The sequence below is a fragment of the Dietzia lutea genome (genome assembly GCF_003096075.1).
GTDB lineage: Bacteria > Actinomycetota > Actinomycetes > Mycobacteriales > Mycobacteriaceae > Dietzia > Dietzia lutea.
In genome coordinates this window covers 1,525,979-1,541,190 of sequence record NZ_CP015449.1, presented here as the reverse complement: position 1 = coordinate 1,541,190, position 15,212 = coordinate 1,525,979, and the positions used below count along the sequence as shown (strand labels likewise).

At 72.7% G+C, this 15,212-nt stretch carries 16 protein-coding genes and 1 pseudogene; 8 read left to right on the top strand and 9 right to left on the bottom strand.

What is annotated here, in order from left to right; translation table 11 throughout:
• Nucleotides 1–7 precede the first annotated feature (7 nt).
• From hisB to hisD, 3 genes and pseudogenes are all read right to left on the bottom strand, one after another.
• Complete coding sequence (hisB, locus tag A6035_RS06945) at nt 8–631, bottom strand: imidazoleglycerol-phosphate dehydratase HisB (protein WP_108847180.1); 624 nt, start codon at nt 629–631, stop codon at nt 8–10.
• Nucleotides 628–1,767, bottom strand: a complete 1,140-nt coding sequence (locus A6035_RS06940; protein WP_108847179.1) for a histidinol-phosphate transaminase — start codon at nt 1,765–1,767, stop codon at nt 628–630. Before A6035_RS06940 ends, hisB begins: the two co-directional genes overlap by 4 nt.
• A pseudogene (gene hisD, locus A6035_RS06935) lies at nt 1,764–3,103 on the bottom strand (histidinol dehydrogenase). Before hisD ends, A6035_RS06940 begins: the two are co-directional and overlap by 4 nt.
• Before the next feature lie 241 nt (nt 3,104–3,344).
• Here hisD and A6035_RS06930 point away from each other — a divergent pair.
• Nucleotides 3,345–4,046 carry a YceI family protein gene (locus A6035_RS06930; protein WP_235026690.1) on the top strand — a complete coding sequence of 234 codons (702 nt, stop codon included), beginning with the start codon at nt 3,345–3,347 and terminating at the stop codon, nt 4,044–4,046.
• A 114-nt stretch (nt 4,047–4,160) separates the two neighbouring features.
• Nucleotides 4,161–4,619, top strand: coding sequence for an Hsp20/alpha crystallin family protein (locus tag A6035_RS06925; protein ID WP_108847177.1), 459 nt, complete (start codon nt 4,161–4,163; stop codon nt 4,617–4,619).
• Nucleotides 4,620–4,713: 94 nt separating this feature from the next.
• Here A6035_RS06925 and A6035_RS06920 read toward each other — a convergent pair whose 3' ends face one another.
• From A6035_RS06920 to A6035_RS06910, 3 genes are read right to left on the bottom strand one after another with little or no spacing between them, the layout of a single operon-like run.
• Entirely contained in the window at nt 4,714–6,294 is a 1,581-nt protein-coding gene (locus A6035_RS06920; RefSeq protein WP_235026689.1) for an AAA family ATPase, read from the bottom strand.
• A complete protein-coding gene (locus A6035_RS06915; RefSeq protein ID WP_108849128.1) occupies nt 6,291–6,956 on the bottom strand; it encodes a class I SAM-dependent methyltransferase in 666 nt (221 codons plus the stop codon). The genes A6035_RS06920 and A6035_RS06915 overlap by 4 nt, the downstream gene beginning before the upstream one ends.
• Nucleotides 6,940–7,938: an NAD(P)/FAD-dependent oxidoreductase gene (locus A6035_RS06910; protein ID WP_108847176.1), complete on the bottom strand. Its 999-nt coding sequence runs from the start codon at nt 7,936–7,938 to the stop codon at nt 6,940–6,942. The genes A6035_RS06915 and A6035_RS06910 overlap by 17 nt, the downstream gene beginning before the upstream one ends.
• Before the next feature lie 108 nt (nt 7,939–8,046).
• Between A6035_RS06910 and A6035_RS06905 the strand changes: the two genes are divergently transcribed.
• Together A6035_RS06905 and A6035_RS06900 are read left to right on the top strand one after the other, a co-directional pair.
• Nucleotides 8,047–8,634, top strand: a complete 588-nt coding sequence (locus A6035_RS06905; protein ID WP_108847175.1) for a helix-turn-helix domain-containing protein — start codon at nt 8,047–8,049, stop codon at nt 8,632–8,634.
• A gap of 80 nt (nt 8,635–8,714) precedes the next feature.
• Entirely contained in the window at nt 8,715–9,143 is a 429-nt protein-coding gene (locus tag A6035_RS06900) for a DUF1801 domain-containing protein (protein WP_108847174.1), read from the top strand.
• Here A6035_RS06900 and A6035_RS06895 read toward each other — a convergent pair.
• Nucleotides 9,123–10,454 (bottom strand): hypothetical protein, encoded by a 1,332-nt coding sequence (locus tag A6035_RS06895; protein ID WP_208635567.1) that lies wholly within the window; start codon nt 10,452–10,454, stop codon nt 9,123–9,125. The genes A6035_RS06900 and A6035_RS06895 overlap by 21 nt on opposite strands.
• Before the next feature lie 178 nt (nt 10,455–10,632).
• Here A6035_RS06895 and A6035_RS06890 point away from each other — a divergent pair, with 178 nt between their 5' ends.
• The 4 genes from A6035_RS06890 to A6035_RS06875 all read left to right on the top strand — a co-directional run bounded on the left by A6035_RS06890 (nt 10,633) and on the right by A6035_RS06875 (nt 13,363).
• Nucleotides 10,633–11,235 (top strand): biotin transporter BioY, encoded by a 603-nt coding sequence (locus tag A6035_RS06890; RefSeq protein ID WP_108847173.1) that lies wholly within the window; start codon nt 10,633–10,635, stop codon nt 11,233–11,235.
• Nucleotides 11,232–11,948 carry an energy-coupling factor ABC transporter ATP-binding protein gene (locus A6035_RS06885; RefSeq protein WP_108847172.1) on the top strand — a complete coding sequence of 239 codons (717 nt, stop codon included), beginning with the start codon at nt 11,232–11,234 and terminating at the stop codon, nt 11,946–11,948. Before A6035_RS06890 ends, A6035_RS06885 begins: the two co-directional genes overlap by 4 nt.
• A 1-nt stretch (nt 11,949) precedes the next feature.
• On the top strand, nt 11,950–12,549 hold the full coding sequence (locus A6035_RS06880; RefSeq protein ID WP_108847171.1) for an energy-coupling factor transporter transmembrane component T family protein: 600 nt from the start codon (nt 11,950–11,952) through the stop codon (nt 12,547–12,549).
• 79 nt (nt 12,550–12,628) lie between these two features.
• Complete coding sequence (locus A6035_RS06875) at nt 12,629–13,363, top strand: phosphodiesterase (RefSeq protein ID WP_108847170.1); 735 nt, start codon at nt 12,629–12,631, stop codon at nt 13,361–13,363.
• Between the two features lie 33 nt (nt 13,364–13,396).
• Here A6035_RS06875 and A6035_RS06870 read toward each other — a convergent pair whose 3' ends face one another.
• Nucleotides 13,397–14,347 carry a siderophore-interacting protein gene (locus A6035_RS06870; RefSeq protein WP_108847169.1) on the bottom strand — a complete coding sequence of 317 codons (951 nt, stop codon included), beginning with the start codon at nt 14,345–14,347 and terminating at the stop codon, nt 13,397–13,399.
• Nucleotides 14,344–15,189, bottom strand: coding sequence for an ABC transporter ATP-binding protein (locus A6035_RS06865; RefSeq protein ID WP_108849127.1), 846 nt, complete (start codon nt 15,187–15,189; stop codon nt 14,344–14,346). Before A6035_RS06865 ends, A6035_RS06870 begins: the two co-directional genes overlap by 4 nt.
• Nucleotides 15,190–15,212: the final 23 nt, after the last annotated feature.

Genomic DNA, 15,212 nt, shown 5'->3' with positions numbered 1-15,212 from the left:
GCCGGCATCACAGCGCGCCCTTGGTCGACGGTATCCCCGCGATGCGCGGGTCGGGCTCGACGGCGGCGCGCAGCGCGCGGGCCACGGCCTTGTACTCCGCCTCGGTGATGTGGTGCGGGTCGCGTCCGTAGTGCACGCGGACGTGCAGGGCTATCCGGGCGTTGTAGGCCAGGGTCTCGAACACGTGCCGGTTGAGGACCGTGCCGTACGGCGCGCTGTCGTGGCCCACGACGAGGTAGCCCAGCATCATGTCGGGCTCCCCGGTGTGGACGCAGTACGGGCGTCCGGAGACGTCCACGATCGCTTCGGCGAGAGTCTCGTCCATGGGGATCGAGCACTGCCCGAAGCGTCGGATCCCGCGCTTGTCCCCCAGCGCCTGCCCGAGGGCCTGGCCGAGGACGATCGCGGTGTCCTCCACGGTGTGGTGCGCCTCGATGTGGATGTCGCCCGTGGCGCGGACCGTGAGGTCGAAGGCGCCGTGCTGCCCGAAGGCCGTGAGCATGTGGTCGTAGAACGGCACCCCGGTCGAGATGTCGGTCTGACCGTTGCCGTCGAGGTCGATCTCCACGACGATCGACGACTCCCTGGTCGTCCTCTCGACGCGTGCCCGCCGCGCTGTGTGCTCGCTCATCGTCTCTCCTCGGTTCCGGTGGCGATCTCATCGGCCGCCAGTTCGGCGCTCACCTGCAGCAACCGGTCGTTCTCGTGCTCGAGCCCGATGGTCGCACGAAGCCGACCCGGGATGCCCACGTCGCGGATCAGCACTCCGGCGTCGAGGTAGCGCTGCCACGCCCGGCCGGCGTCCGCGAACGGGCCGTAGAGCACGAAGTTGGCCTCGCTGGGCAGCACCTCGTAGCCCTGCTCCTCGAGCCCGGCGGTGACGCGCTTGCGCTCCTCGGCGAGGAGCGCGACCGAGGCCAGTGTCTCCTCGGCGTGACGCAGGGCGGCGCGGGCGGCGGCCTGGGCGATCATCGACAGGTGGTACGGCAGCCGCACGAGCAGCACCGCCTCGACGAAGGAGGGGTCGGCCGCGAAGTAGCCGAGGCGGCCGCCGGCGAAGGCGAACGCCTTGCTCATCGTGCGCGACACGACCAGCTTCGCCGGGTACTCGGCCAGCAGGGTGCAGGCGCTCGGCGACGGGGAGAACTCCGCGTACGCCTCGTCCACCACCACGATGCCGGGCGCGGCGTCGAGCAGTCGACGCAGGTCGTCGAGGTCCACGACGTGACCGGTGGGGTTGTTCGGGGTCGTGACGAACAGCAGGTCCGGCCGGTGCCGGTCGATCGCCGCCAGCGCGGCGTCGACGTCGATCGACAGATCTTCGCCCCGCGGCACGGGGATCCACTCGGTATCGGTACCGGACGCGAGGATGGGGTGCATCGAGTAGCTGGGCACGAACCCCATGGCCGACCGCCCGGGCCCGCCGAACGCCTGCAGCAGCTGTTGGAGGATCTCGTTGGAGCCGTTGGCGGTCCACACCATGTCGACATCCACCGAGACGCCGGTCTGACGGGTGAGGTACGCGGCCAGGTCGGTGCGCAGTCCGACCGCGTCGCGGTCGGGGTAGCGGTTGAGGTCCGTCGCGGCGGCGGACACGGCGGCGGCGATGTCGGCGACCAGCGCGGGGCCGGGCGGGTGCGGGTTCTCGTTGGTGTTGAGCTGAACGGGGACCTCGAGCTGGGGCGCGCCGTACGCGCTCTGGCCACGGAGGTTGTCCCGGATCGGCAGGGCGTCGAGTCCGACGCCGCGGCGGGGGCCGGCGGTCATCGCTCGTCCCGCCCCGCGGCGAGGTCCTCGAAGCGGGCGCGCACGGCCTCGCCGTGGGCGGGCAGCCGCTCGGCGTCGGCCAGCGCCACGACCGTGGGCGCGATCTCCTTCAGGGCGGCCTGGTCGTAGTCGACGACGTGGATGCCGCGGAGGAAGGTCTGCACGCTCAGGCCCGACGAGTGGCGGGCGGTGCCGGAGGTCGGCAGGACGTGGTTGGACCCGGCGGCGTAGTCGCCGAGCGGGACCGGCGAGTAGGCGCCGACGAAGACGGCGCCGGCGTTGCGGACGCGCGCGGCGTCGGCCGCGGAGTCGCGGGTCTGCACCTCGAGGTGCTCGGCGGCGTACGCGTCGACCACCTTCAGGCCCGCGTCGATGTCGTCGACCAGGACGATGCCCGACTGCGGCCCCTCGAGTGCCTCGCGCACGCGCTCGGAGTTGAGGGTGACGTCGTACCGGGCCTCGATCTCCCGATCGACCGCGTCGGCGAACGTCTCCGAGTCCGTGACGAGGACGCTGGCGGCGTTCGGGTCGTGCTCGGCCTGGCTGATGAGGTCGTAGGCGACGTGCACGGGGTCGGCGGTCTCGTCGGCGAGGACGGCGATCTCGGTGGGGCCGGCCTCGGAGTCGATGCCCACGACGCTGCGGCACAGCCGCTTGGCGGCGGTGACGTAGACGTTGCCGGGGCCGGTGACCATGTCGACGGGCTCGAGGACCTCGCCATCGGTGTCCTCCCCTCCGTAGGCGAGGAGCGCGACGGCCTGCGCGCCGCCGACGGCCCAGACCTCGTCCACTCCGAGGAGCGAACACGCGGCGAGGATGGTCGGGTGCGGCCACCCGCCGAAGTCGGCCTGCGGCGGTGAGGACACGACGAGGGATCCGACGCCGGCGACCTGGGCCGGGACGACGTTCATGATGACGCTCGAGGGGTAGACGGCCTTTCCCCCGGGACGTAGAGCCCCACCCGCTCGACGGGCACCCACTTCTCGGTGACGAACCCGCCTGGGGCGACCTCGGTGACGCTGTCGCTGCGCCGTTGCGCCGAATGGACGATACGAGCGCGCCTGATGGCCTCGGCCAGTGCGGCTCTGATATCCGGGTCGAGTTCCTCGGCCGCGCGGGCGATGACGTCGGCCGGCACACGCACCGAGGCCGGACGCACCGAGTCGAACTTCTCTCCGTGGTCGAGCGCTGCCCCGGCCCCGTGCTCGCGGACCGCTTCGACCACCGGACGGACGGTGTCGACGACGGAGTCGACGTCGGCGGCGCCGCGCGGGAGCGTACGCCTCAACTCGGCCGTGCCGAGAGAGCGACCGCGCAGGTCGATGCGGGAGAGCATGGTGTGGCCTTTCCTCGGGAGCACCGTGGCCGCGGGCCGGATCGGCGCCCGTGTCGCGAGGACACGGTCGGCCATGACCCGCGCGGCCACCCGAACAGTCTAGTGACGCTGACGGGGTCCGCGACTCGGGCCACCTGCCCGGGTGACCACCGGGCGGTTCGCGCCCCCCACTCAGGCCCCGCGCACGGATTGTCAGCGGACACTCATCTTTCCGCGGCCCCCGCTTTCTATGCTCGTCGGCATGCGGAAACTCCTGTGGGTGGTCGGCGCCCTCGCCGTCGTCCTCGTCGTCATCCTCGCCGCACCGTTCGTCTACAAGGCCGCTCGCGGCGGGGACGACACCGCGCCGACGGTGATCGATGTCGAGGCCGCCGACGCCGCGGCGACCGACCTCGACGGCACCTGGGACGTCGTGCCCGGCGCCCCTCCCAACGGGACCGTCGCCGGGTACACGGTCGACGAGGTGCTCCGCGGCGAACCGGTGACGGTCGTCGGCACGACGAACAAGGTGAGCGGCGAGGCCGTGATCGCGCAGGGCGTGCTCGAGACGGGCCGCTTCGAGGTGGACATGGGCGGCCTGTCCACTGACATCGGCGCCCGCGACGAAAGGGCCCGCTCGGCCGACATCCTCGACGTGGCCGGGCACCCCGTCTCGACCCTCGAGGTGGCCGACCCCGTCGACCTCGGCGCCGTTCCCGACGACGGCACCACCGCGACCGTGTCGATGCAGGTCGACCTCACCGTCAAGGACACCACGCTCCGCTCCCCCATCGACGTCACGGTGCTCCGCTCGGGCGATCAACTCATCGCCTCAGGCGCGATACCGGTGACGTGGACCGACCTGGGGGTGGAACCGCCCAGTCTGGGATTCGTCACCGTCGCGCCGGACGGCACCGTCGACTTCCGGGTGGTCCTGGAGAAGCAGCGATCCCCGGCTCCCTGACTTCTCGCGACGAGGAAAGGTGAGTCGGGAATACTCAACGCATGGGCTCCGTTGAACGGGGTGCGATCCCGGAGAGACCGGGCGCTCCCCGATCAGTCCTGAAGGAGACCTGCCATGGCCACCAGCAATCGCTTCGATCCGTTCCGTGAGCTCGACCGCCTCCTGGGGGAGGGGTTGCGCAGCGCGACCGGCTCGACCTCCCTGCCCATGGACCTCTACCGCGAGGGTGACCGCTTCATCGGCCTCATCGACATGCCCGGCGTCGATCCGGCGAGCATCGACATCGACGTGGAGGACCGCACGCTGACCGTGCGGGCCGAGCGCCGCTCCCCGATCGACGGCGACGGCCAGTGGCTCATGCACGAGCGCCAGTCGGGCGCGTTCGCCCGCCAACTCGCTCTGGGCAAGGGCCTGGCCACCGACAAGATCGAGGCCGACTACACCGACGGCGTCCTCCGGCTGGTGATCCCGGTGGCCGAGGAGGCGCAGCCGCGCAAGATCGCCGTCTCGCACGGCACCCAGCGCACCGAGCAGGCCGAGATCGTCGAGGGTTCGTCCGACCTCGGGAGCTGACCTCCCGCCTCGGACCGACGAACGGCGCCGACATGCCCCACCGCCCCGTCCTCCCGCGAGGTCGGGGCGGTGGGGCATGTCCGGGGCACCGGAGTCAGCAGTCGATCTCCCCCACCACGACGAGTACGTCGGTCGCCCGCGAGAGTCCCACGTAGATGCGCTCGCGGAAGCGGTCGATGCCCTCGTACCCGTTGCACACCAGCACGACCGCCCGCCGCTCGAGTCCCTTGAAGCCCAGGACATGTCCGTAGAAGATGTCCTCGCCGCTCCAGAACGTCTCCCAGTAGGCGTCGTTGCCGTCCTCCTGCAGCTCGACCTGCATCGGGTGGCGTGAGCCGATCGTCAGCAGGGCGACGTCGCCGGGTTGCCAGCCCTCGTCCAACAGCCGCATGGCCTCGTCGTCACCCACCGCGATCGGGTCGGCCCCCTCCGGGACGTCGACGTACCGCACGGCGGGGCCGGTCCCTCCCCGCAGCTCCATGCGGTGTCCGACGAGTGGGAGGAACGCGCTGGCGATCTGCCGGGTGTTGCGGAGATTGTGGTCCAGCACGAGCGGCACGAGGTCCACGGGCGGTCGACCCGCCCGCTGGAACACGCTCTGCCCGACGTCACCGACGATCATGAGGCGACCGTCCTCCCGGTCGCGCAGGGCCCCGATCACGGGCTGCCACCAGCTGTCCGCGAAATCCTGCGCCTCGTCCACGATCACGGCGTCGAATCGCCGACCATCGGGGAGCCCGTCGGCCAACTCGGACATCAACCGCGGAAGCTCCTCCTCCCACCACCGCACCGACTCGGCGGACCGGATGCGCTCGTCGGGTCCCGCCGGGGCGCCCCACTCCACCCCCAGGGCGTGGAACTCCCCGACGTAGGCGGGGCGTTCGCGCCGTTTCCAGCCGGCGGTGACGCGCCTGAGGTAGCTGGCCAGGCCGTGGGAATAGCAGATCAGCGCCACCCGCTGCCCGTCCCGCGACAGCCGGCGGGCCTGTTCGAGCGCGAGGTAGGTCTTGCCGCTCCCGGCGCCGCCGCGGATCTCGACGCGCGGGAGGGCGTCGACCGCGCGCAGCAGCACCGACTGTTCGCGGGTGAGCGCGTCTGCGATGTCGGCGTTCTCCGCGGCGCGTGCCACCACGTCGCGCTGCGGCAGCCCGCGCCCGCCGAGGATCTCGGCCAGCCTGTCGACCGTCTCCGCGGCGAGGAACGGGCGATCGGCCGGACCGGACTCCCGCCCGACCCGGTGCGCGACCGACGCGAGCTGATCGAGCTGGTCCCGGTCCACGATCCGGTCGCGGCTGATCTGCGGCAACGCGAAGTCGTCGGGGATCGAGGCGTTGGGGAAGACGAGCAGGTGGGTCCAGCGCTGGTGCTGTCGCGGCCAGCGCGGGTCCTCGCTGACGTAACCGCGCAGGGCGTACAGCGCCTCGCGGCACTGCGTCACCGGGTCGATCATGAACTGCTTCCCGGCACTGCCCTGCACCCAGCGTCCGTCCTCGACGGCGATCTGCCCGGACTTGATCTCGATGGCCACGATCCCGGCCCCGGGCATCGCGACGAGGGCGTCGACCTCGTGCTCCTTCTCCGCCGTCGACACCCGCTGCCCCACCACCACGAGGCATGTGAGAACAGTTACCCCACCCGCCCCGTCGGCGGTCCCGGTGCACGCCGGGGCGGTCACGACCTCCGGGTGGCCCTCACGACGACGTCGTGCACGGTCACGGCGGCGCCGCCGCGCCCGGCCATCTCACGTGAACCTTGAAGCGCCGTGGCGATTTCCCACCGGTCCTGCCCGAGCACTGCCGTGATCCCGGCGGCGGTCGCGCTGGCCTCGGCGGGCGGGTGGGCTCCGTGACGCCCGTGCCCGCCGTGGTGGAGGTGACCCACGATGAACAGCGTGCCGCCCGGGGCCACCCAGCCCGCGAGCCGCTCGTAGAAGTCCAGCTGCGGGACCGAGGGGTGGGCGTAATGCGTGGTGACCAGGTCGAACCGGCCGTCGGGCTGCCAGACGGACAGGTCCGCCTCGAGCCACGACACCCGGTCGACCAGGCCGGCCGCCGCCGCACGACGCGCCGCGACCTCGAGCGCCCCGGCCGCGATGTCGACGCCCGTCACGCGCCAGCCCCTCGACGCCAGCCACAACGCCTCGGCCCCCGCCCCGCACCCGGCCTCGAGCGCCGTCCCGGGGCTCAGCCCCGCGATCTCCCGGACGAGGTGCGGATTGGGCGGGCTCGTGGCCATCGCGGACGCCCGGCCAGCGTCCCCGGCGTTCCCAGCGTTCCCGGCGTCCGCCGCGCCTGACCAGACGCGGTCCCAGTACCGACGATCAAACTCGTGCGCCATCGGCCGCCTCACCCGCCTGCGCCTCGACGGCCTGCTCGGTGACAGCCTGCTCCGCGACAGCGCGCTCGAGGTCGGCCGTCACCAGCGCGGCGTTGAGGAACTGCGCGACGCGGGCACCGTGAGCGGCCGCCGCTCCGACCTGCGCCATGAGGTCCGCGCAGTTGCCGGCCGCCCACACGCCCGGCACCGAGGTGGCGCCGGTCTCGTCGGTGGCGATGAACGTGCCCACGGGGTGGTCGTCCGCCGTCACGCCGATCGCGATGTACGGCTCGACCCGCACGGTCATCCGACTGCCCACCACCACCGCGTCGAGATCGATGACCTCGTCGTCGTCGACACGGACGCCGACCACGCGCCCACCGTCGGTCTCCACCCGCGAGATCACACCCTCGACGACTCCGATCCCGAGCGCGTCCAGATGGACGCGGTCCTGCTCGTCGAGCGGCCGCCCGCCGGCGAGGAAGGTAATGTCGCGGCTCCACTGGTGGAACAGCACGGCCTGGTGCACGGACATCGGGCCGGTCGCGATGACGCCGATCCGCTGGTCGCGAACCTCCCAGCCGTGGCAGTACGGGCAGTGCAGGACGCCGTGCCCCCACTGCTCGCGGACCCCGGGCACGTCCGGCAGCTCGTCGGTCACCCCGATCGCGAGGACGAGCGTGCGCGTGGGCAGCACCGTCCCGTCGGCCAGGATGACGTCGAACCCGTGCCCGGCCGGGCGGGTGTCCACGACCTCGCCGTCGACGACCTCGCCGTCGTACCTCTCCACCTCCGCGCGCCCCCGCGCGAGGTACTCCCGCGGCGCCACCCCGTCCAGCGCGAGGAGACCGTGGATCCCCTCGGCCGGGGCGTTGCGCGGCCGCCCCACGTCAATGACCGTCACGCGGCGCCGTGCGCGCGCCAGTGTGAGACCGGCGCTCAACCCGGCCGCCGCGCCGCCCACCACGACCACGTCCCGTAGGTCGTCGCTCCGTGTACTCATCTGTCCGTCTCCCCCGCTCCGGGCCGGCGGTCGCGGCCCTCGTCCCTCGACGATGACGGCCGCGCATCGGCGGCGCAACATTCCTTGCCGAAGTGGCAAACTGGGTGGATGACCGACCCGACCGCCCAGACCCTCACCGGCGTGGGACCCCGCCTGCGGTCCCTGCGACGACGCCGCGACATGACCCTCGCCGAGCTCGCCGACAAGACCGGCGTCTCCCCCAGCACCCTCTCCCGACTCGAGTCGGGACAGCGCCGTCCCACGCTCGAACTGCTGCTGCCGCTCGCGCGGGCGCACGGCGTCACGCTGGACCACCTCGTCGACGCCCCGCCGACCGGCGACCCCCGCGTCGCCCTGCGGCCCTTCACCACCGACTACGGCGCCACCGTCATCCCGTTGTCACGCCGGCCGGGCGGGATTCAGGCGTACAAGTTCGTGCTACCCCGTGGGAGGGACGACGACGAGCCGCACCTCCACGTCCACGACGGCCACGACTGGGTGTTCGTCCTGGACGGCCGGCTCCGACTGGTCCTCGGCGAGCACGACCTCATCCTCACCCCCGGCGAGGCGGCCGAGTTCGACACCCGCACCCCGCACTGGTTCGGCGCCACCAGCGCCGGCCCGGTGGAGTTCCTCAGCCTCGTGGGTCGGCAGGGCGAACGGGCGCATATCCGGGCCAGCACCGCGAGGGACTGATCGGTCGTACCGTGGACATGGCACGGTGATCGGCTCGCCCCCACTCGGCGAGCACGGTCGCCACCAGGGAGGAGTGCGCCATGACCACCGACGGCCCGTCCGCCGACAGCCCGAAACTGCTCAGCGGCGGCAACCCGCAGATCCCCAAGGGCGAGGGCCCCGGCCCGGTCCGCGACTACATCGCGGCGATGCCGGAGTGGAAGCAGGCGATCGGACAGCACCTCGACGACCTGATCGTCCGGACCGTCCCGGACGTGCACAAGGGCGTCAAGTGGAACCAACCCATCTACGGCCACGAGGGCGCCGGGTGGTTCCTGTCGTTCCGGTGTTTCACCCACTACGTGCAGCTGCAGTTCTACCGGGGGACCTCGCTCGACCCGATGCCCCCGAAGGGATCCACGCATCCGGAGATGCGGTACTTCGACATCCGTCGCGACGACCAGCTGGACGACGACCTGCTGCGCTCGTGGATCGAGCAGGCCAGCCGGCTACCCGGCCAGGACCTCTGACGTCGGGGCCCCGGGCGCCGGCGCGGGCACGGGCGGCACCGGCGCGGGGGCGATCACCCACCCGGTCGTCATCTGGCCGACGAAGGCCGGCAACCGCGCGAGGATCCGGTTCTGCTCGGCCCGGGGCCGGAACTCGACGCCGAGGTACCGCGGGACCTCGTGGGGCCGGTCGCGCACCAGTGACCGGAACGCCGGCACCAAATCCTGTTCGATGTACTCCCACCGGGGTTCCCGGTCGGCCCAGTTGAACCCCGGCAGCGGCGTGTGCAGGACGGTCGGCCGCCCTCCCACGTCGGCGCGGACGGTCAGCGGCCCGAACGCGCCGAGCGCGGAGGCGCCCGGGATGTCGGGCGCGCCGCCGATGGTGGTGATGTAGGTCAGCACCCGCCCGACGTCGCCGCGGCCCGCGGCGGTGGCGTCCCACTGGTCCGCGATGATCTGGTTCTGCTCCCGCGACGCCATCCGCATCAGCGCCTCGGAGCGGCCCTCCGGGGTGCCGCTGTCGAGCTGCCGCCACGCCTCGACCACGTAGTCGTCGTAGGCACCGCTCGCCGCGAGCTCCTCGATGGCGGGCATGCCCTCCGCGGCGTACGCCTCGTGCATCGGGACCATGTCCATGAAGATGTTGCGCTGCATGATCAGGAGCCGGTGCAGGTACCAGTCGACGTCGGCCTGCCGCAGCGTCGGCCCGACGGTGGCCAGCAGACGGACGTCGGCCGGCATGTCCTGTGCCTGTTCCCACGGAATCCCGACGAGCGCGCCGCCGACCCCGGCGCCGAGTTCGTGCACCCCGGGGACGCCGAGCAGGCCACCCACGTCGTCGAGGTCCCAGAATCCGGCGGCGAAGGACATGCCGGCGAGTCCCGCCATGCCGGTCCACCAGAAGCCGTCGTGGGAATTGTGGAGCCGGAGGTAGTTGACGTACACCTTGTCGACCGTGTCGAGGGTGGCCTCGAGCCCGCGCGCGGGATCCCACCCGCCCAGGTCGATGCCGGCGTTCTCGGCGCCCACGGCCAGCCAGTACTGCCGCGTGAGGGTGCCGTAGCGTTCGGGCGCCACCCCGGCCGCGCGCGCGGACTCCAACGCGGACCGCAGCTCGTCGGGATCGGTGGGCAACGCGGTCGTGAATCCGCCCGGCCGCTCGCCGTGCGGGTTGTCCGCGGCGATGTCGAGATAGGAGATGTCGAGATCGCGGGTGTACGGCTGCGCGCCGACGGGTGCGGGCGACGCGACCGTCGCCAGTGCGACCATCACGGCCACGACTACGGCGGCGACCCGGTGGCGTGGCGCGACATCTGATCGACTCGTCACAGCCTCCCCCTACGCCCCGATGTGATCCAGATCACTCTATCCGGGATCCGGACCTCGAGGGGTGCCACGTCCGGCGCAGCGCCGCTCCCGCCGACCCCACTGTGCGCCGGGCCGCTGCCCGTGCCACAATGAACGGTGTTCAGGTCGCCCTGCGGCCGCAGCGTCACCAAGGAGTGTCATGAGCATGTCGATCGACACGGCACCGGCCCGCAGCGCGACCCGGGACCTCGCCCAGATCGCGGTGTTCGCCGCCCTCATCGTGGTGCTCGGGCTGCCCGGCCAGATCAGCATCGGCTCGGCGGGCGTGCCCATCACCCTCCAGACCCTCGGCGTGATGCTGGCCGGGTCCCTGCTCGGCTGGCGCAAGGGCGCCCTGTCGGTGGTCGCGGTGATGGTCATCGGCCTGGCGCTGCCGGTGCTCGCGGGTGGCCGCACCACCCTGACCTCGCTGGCCGGCCCCACGGCGGGTTTCCTCATCGGCTGGATCCCGGCGGTGATCGTGATCGGCCTGCTCACGGCGTGGGTCCTGCCGCGCTACCGCGTGCTGCCGGGGTTGCTCATCAACATCGTCGGCGGCATCGGGGTGATCTACGCGGTGGGCGTTGCCGGGATGCTTATCCGCACCGAGCTCACCGGCACCGGCGCGATCGCCGCCAACACGGTCTTCCTGCCCGGCGACCTGCTCAAGGCGGTGGTCACCGCGATCGTGGCGTCGCAGGTGCACCGCGCACGTCCCGGGCTGATCGCCCCGCTGCGCGGGCAGCGTTCCACGGCGGCGTGAGCGGCCCCGACGACCCCGGCCCGCGCGGCGCCGAGATCCGCTTCGACGGAGTCGGTCACGCCTACGGCGACCGGCCAGTCCTCACCGACGTCGACCTCACCCTCACCGAGCGCCGCATCGGCATCGTCGGCGTCAACGGCGGCGGCAAGTCCACGCTGGCGCGCATGATCAACGGGCTGGTCGTCCCCACGTCCGGTACCGTGACGGTCGACGGTCTGGACACCCGCCGCAAGGGCGCGCAGGTCCGGCGCCGGGTGGGCTTCTGCTTCACCGATCCGGACACCCAGATCGTCATGCCCACCGTGGCGGAGGACGTGGACTTCTCCCTACGGCGCTCCGGGATGGGCAAGGAGGAACGACGACGACGAGTCGCCCGGGTGCTCGAGACCTTCGGCCTCGCCGGGCATGCCGGTCATCCGTGCCATCTCCTCTCCGGGGGGCAGAAGCAGTTGCTCGCGCTGGCGGCGGTGCTGGTGATCGAGCCCGCGGTGATCGTGGCCGACGAGCCCACGACCCTCCTCGACCTGCGCAACCGCCAGTTGGTGGCGGAGACGTTCGCCGCGCTCGAGCAGCAGCTGATCGTGGTCACCCACGATCTCGACCTGGTCGCCGATTTCGATCGCGTGCTGGTGGTCGACGGCGGCCGCGTGGTGATCGACGACTCCCCCGGGCCCGCGCTGGCCGGCTACCGGCGCATCGCGCTGGAGCGCTGACGTGTTCGCGACGTACATCCCCGGGGACTCGCTGCTGCACCGCCTTCCCGCCGGGCTGAAGATCCTGCTGGTGTGCGTGCTCGTCCTGGCCGCGACCCTGCTGATCCGCGAGCCGTGGCACGTCCTCCCCGCCCTGGCCCTGACCGCGGTGCTGTACGCGATCGGTCGCATCCGCCCGCGCGCGGCGTGGGATCAGGTCCGGCCGGTCCTGCCGATGCTGCTCGCGATCCTCGTGCTGCAGTGGATCGTCGCCGACCTCGACACCGCCCTGCGGGTGTGCGGTGCACTGCTGGTGGCCATCGCGGTGGCAGGCCTCGTCGCCCTGACGACCCGCATCTCCGACATGCTCGACGCGGTCACGCGCGCCGCCGGTCCTCTGCGCCACGTCGGCGTCTCGCCGGACCGCATCGCACTGGTGCTCGTGCTGACGATCCGTGCGATCCCGCTCATCGCCCGCCGGCTGCAGCAGGTCACCGAGGCCCGCAGGGCGCGAGGCCTGGGCATGTCGATCCGTGCGCTCGTGGTGCCCACCGTCCTCGGCGCGCTCACGACGGCCGACCAGCTCGGCGACGCCCTGGCCGCCCGCGGCGTCGACGACTGAGCCCGCACGACGTGAGCGCCCCTCCCCGGCGTGTGATCAGCACCACTCCCGTCCGCTCGCCGCTGGGTATCGTGGCCTCATGTCCCGAGAGACCCGGAAACCCGGCCGCGGCCGACCCACCCCGGCCGACACGGACGACTCCGCCGCCTCGTCCGCGCTCGTGCCCTCGACGCGCGAGTCCAAGGAGGTGGCACTGCGGTCGGCGCCGGTGTCCAGCCTTGTGGGAACGGCCTTCGGCGCGGTGGCCGCGTTAGCGCGACTGGCCCGCCCCAAGGCGCTGCATCCCAAGGGCGTCATCGCGAAGGCCACGCTGAGCGTGACGGGGGTCGGACGCACGGGCTCCCCGTTGCTGGACATCACGGGCCGCTGGCCGGCGACCGTCCGCTTCTCGCGGGCGGTGGGACTGCCGGACGCGGTCCCCGACATCGGCGGCATGGCCGTCCGAATCCACGCCGAGCGACCCGTGGACATCCTTCTGGCCAGTACGGGGACGGGCCCGCTGAGCCGCTACGTCCTCACCGCGGGCTGGCGCACGACCGGCCGCACGATGACCTCGATGTTCCCCGTGCTCATCGCCGGCCGCCCGCTCCTGCTGGCCGCGATCCCCGGCGGCGACGGCGGCACGTGGACGCTGCAGCACGCCACGCCCCTCGGCAGGTGGCGGACGCTGGGCCGCCTCACGGTGGACACATGGGAGGACGACGACGAGGACCTGCACTTCGACCCAGTCGGTAACCGTCTCCCCGGGTCGCGCTATCCGCATGTCCTCAGGGCGCTGCGGGATCCGTCGTACCCGCCGCCGGACGGCTCCTAGGCGGCGCCGGGATCAGGCCAGGCCCCGACGGGGCTAGCACTCCGCGGCGCCGCGCCTCCAGTAGCCCATGAACGCCACGGCCTCCTTGGGCACCCCGGCGGCGTCCACGGCGAGTCGGCGCATGGCCCGGACCAGGCTCGCCTCCCCGGCGAGGAACACGTACGGGTCGCCGGCCGACACGGCGGTGGCGGGCTGCCACTCGCGCTCGGCGGGACGCCGCCCGCCCAGGACGGTCTGCACGCACTCGTCGCCCAGGTCCAGCACGCCGGCCAGGTGCCGCGCCACCGCGGCGCCGGGCTCGCCCGCGCGGGGTAGCACGGTGACGAAGTCGGGGGCGCCGTCGGCGAGTGCCACGGCATCGCCGGTGGTGGGCACCTCGATCACGATCTGCACGTGCCGCTCGGGGGCTGCGCCCGGGGCGGCCCCGGCCGCGGCCCGCTCCTCGGCGAGCTCGTCGGCGATCGCCAGCAGGGCCGGGGCGGCGGTCTCGTCGCCCGCGCACACGACACGCGCGGCCCGCCCGGGAGCCCAGGCCGCCCACGGCGCGTGTCCGCGTCCGGGGCCGGCGATGTGGACGGTCTCGCCCGGCCGGACGGTCCGCGCCCAGGCCGAGCCCGGCCCCTCGTCGTCGCCGGGGTGTACCACCATGTCCACCGTGAGCGCGGGCACGGCCTCGCCGTCGAGGTCGACGGTGTCGGCGCGGCGCACGGTGTAGGTGCGCATCCAGCCCCGCTCCCCCTCGGGCAGCGCGAGCCAGTCCCGGATGCCGTCGGCGTCGGGGATGACGCCGCCCCCGCCGGGCGGCGGCACGATGAGCTTGATGTAGCAGTCGCGCACCGTGCCGGGGTCGACGACCTCGGCCGACCACCGGTGCAGGTCGGGTCCCGCGACCACGAGGCGGACGAACGAGTCCCCGAGATCGCAGGCCTCGAGGACCCGGGTCTGCGAGACGACGATCGGTGTCTCTACGGCGATGGCGGTCATGTGGTCCCCTTCCGTCGTCCCCGCGGCAGCACCACGGGGTGGCCGGTGGCCGGGTCGGTGATGATGTCGGCGTCCAGGTCGAACACGCGACGCAGTGTCTCCTTGGTGATCACCCGGTCCGGCGGGCCCGCGGCGACGACGCCGCCCTCGGCCACGGCCACCAGGTGATCGGCCACTCGCGCGGCCAGGCTGAGCTCGTGCAGCACCGCCACGACCGTGCGCCGGCCGGTGCCCTCTCCCCCGTTCCCGCGGTGGCTTGCGGGCAACGGCAGGTCGCGGACCAGGTCCAGGATGTCGAGCTGGTGCGCGAGGTCGAGGAACGAGCACGGTTCGTCCAGCAGCAGCGTGGGCGTGGCCTGCGCCAGGACGAGCGCGACCCAGACGCGTTGCCGTTGACCGCCGGACAGTTCGTCGACCCGCCGGTGGGCGAATCCGGCGGTGCCGGTCATGGTCAGCGCCTCGGCGACGGCCGTGTCGTCGTCGTCGCCCCCTCCCCACCAGCGACGGTGCGGGTGCCGACCCCGGGCGACCAGCTCGGCGACGGTGAGTCCCTCGGGCACGAGGGGCGACTGCGGCAGGAACGCGACCGAGCGCGCGTGTTCGCGCGCCTTCACCGACGCGACGTCGCGCCCGCCGGTCTCGATCGTCCCCGACAGCGGCCGCAGCTGGCGGCCCAGGGCGCGCAGGATGGTGGACTTGCCGCAGCCGTTGGCGCCGATGAACACGGTCGTCCGGCCCGCGGGGATGTCGAGGTCGAGGTCGCGGATCACCGACTCGGTGCCGTAGCCCAGCGTGAGGCCACGCAGCCGGAAGGCCGGATCGGGCTCGGGCTCCGGGTCCATCGGCAGGGCGCGTAGCACGGGCG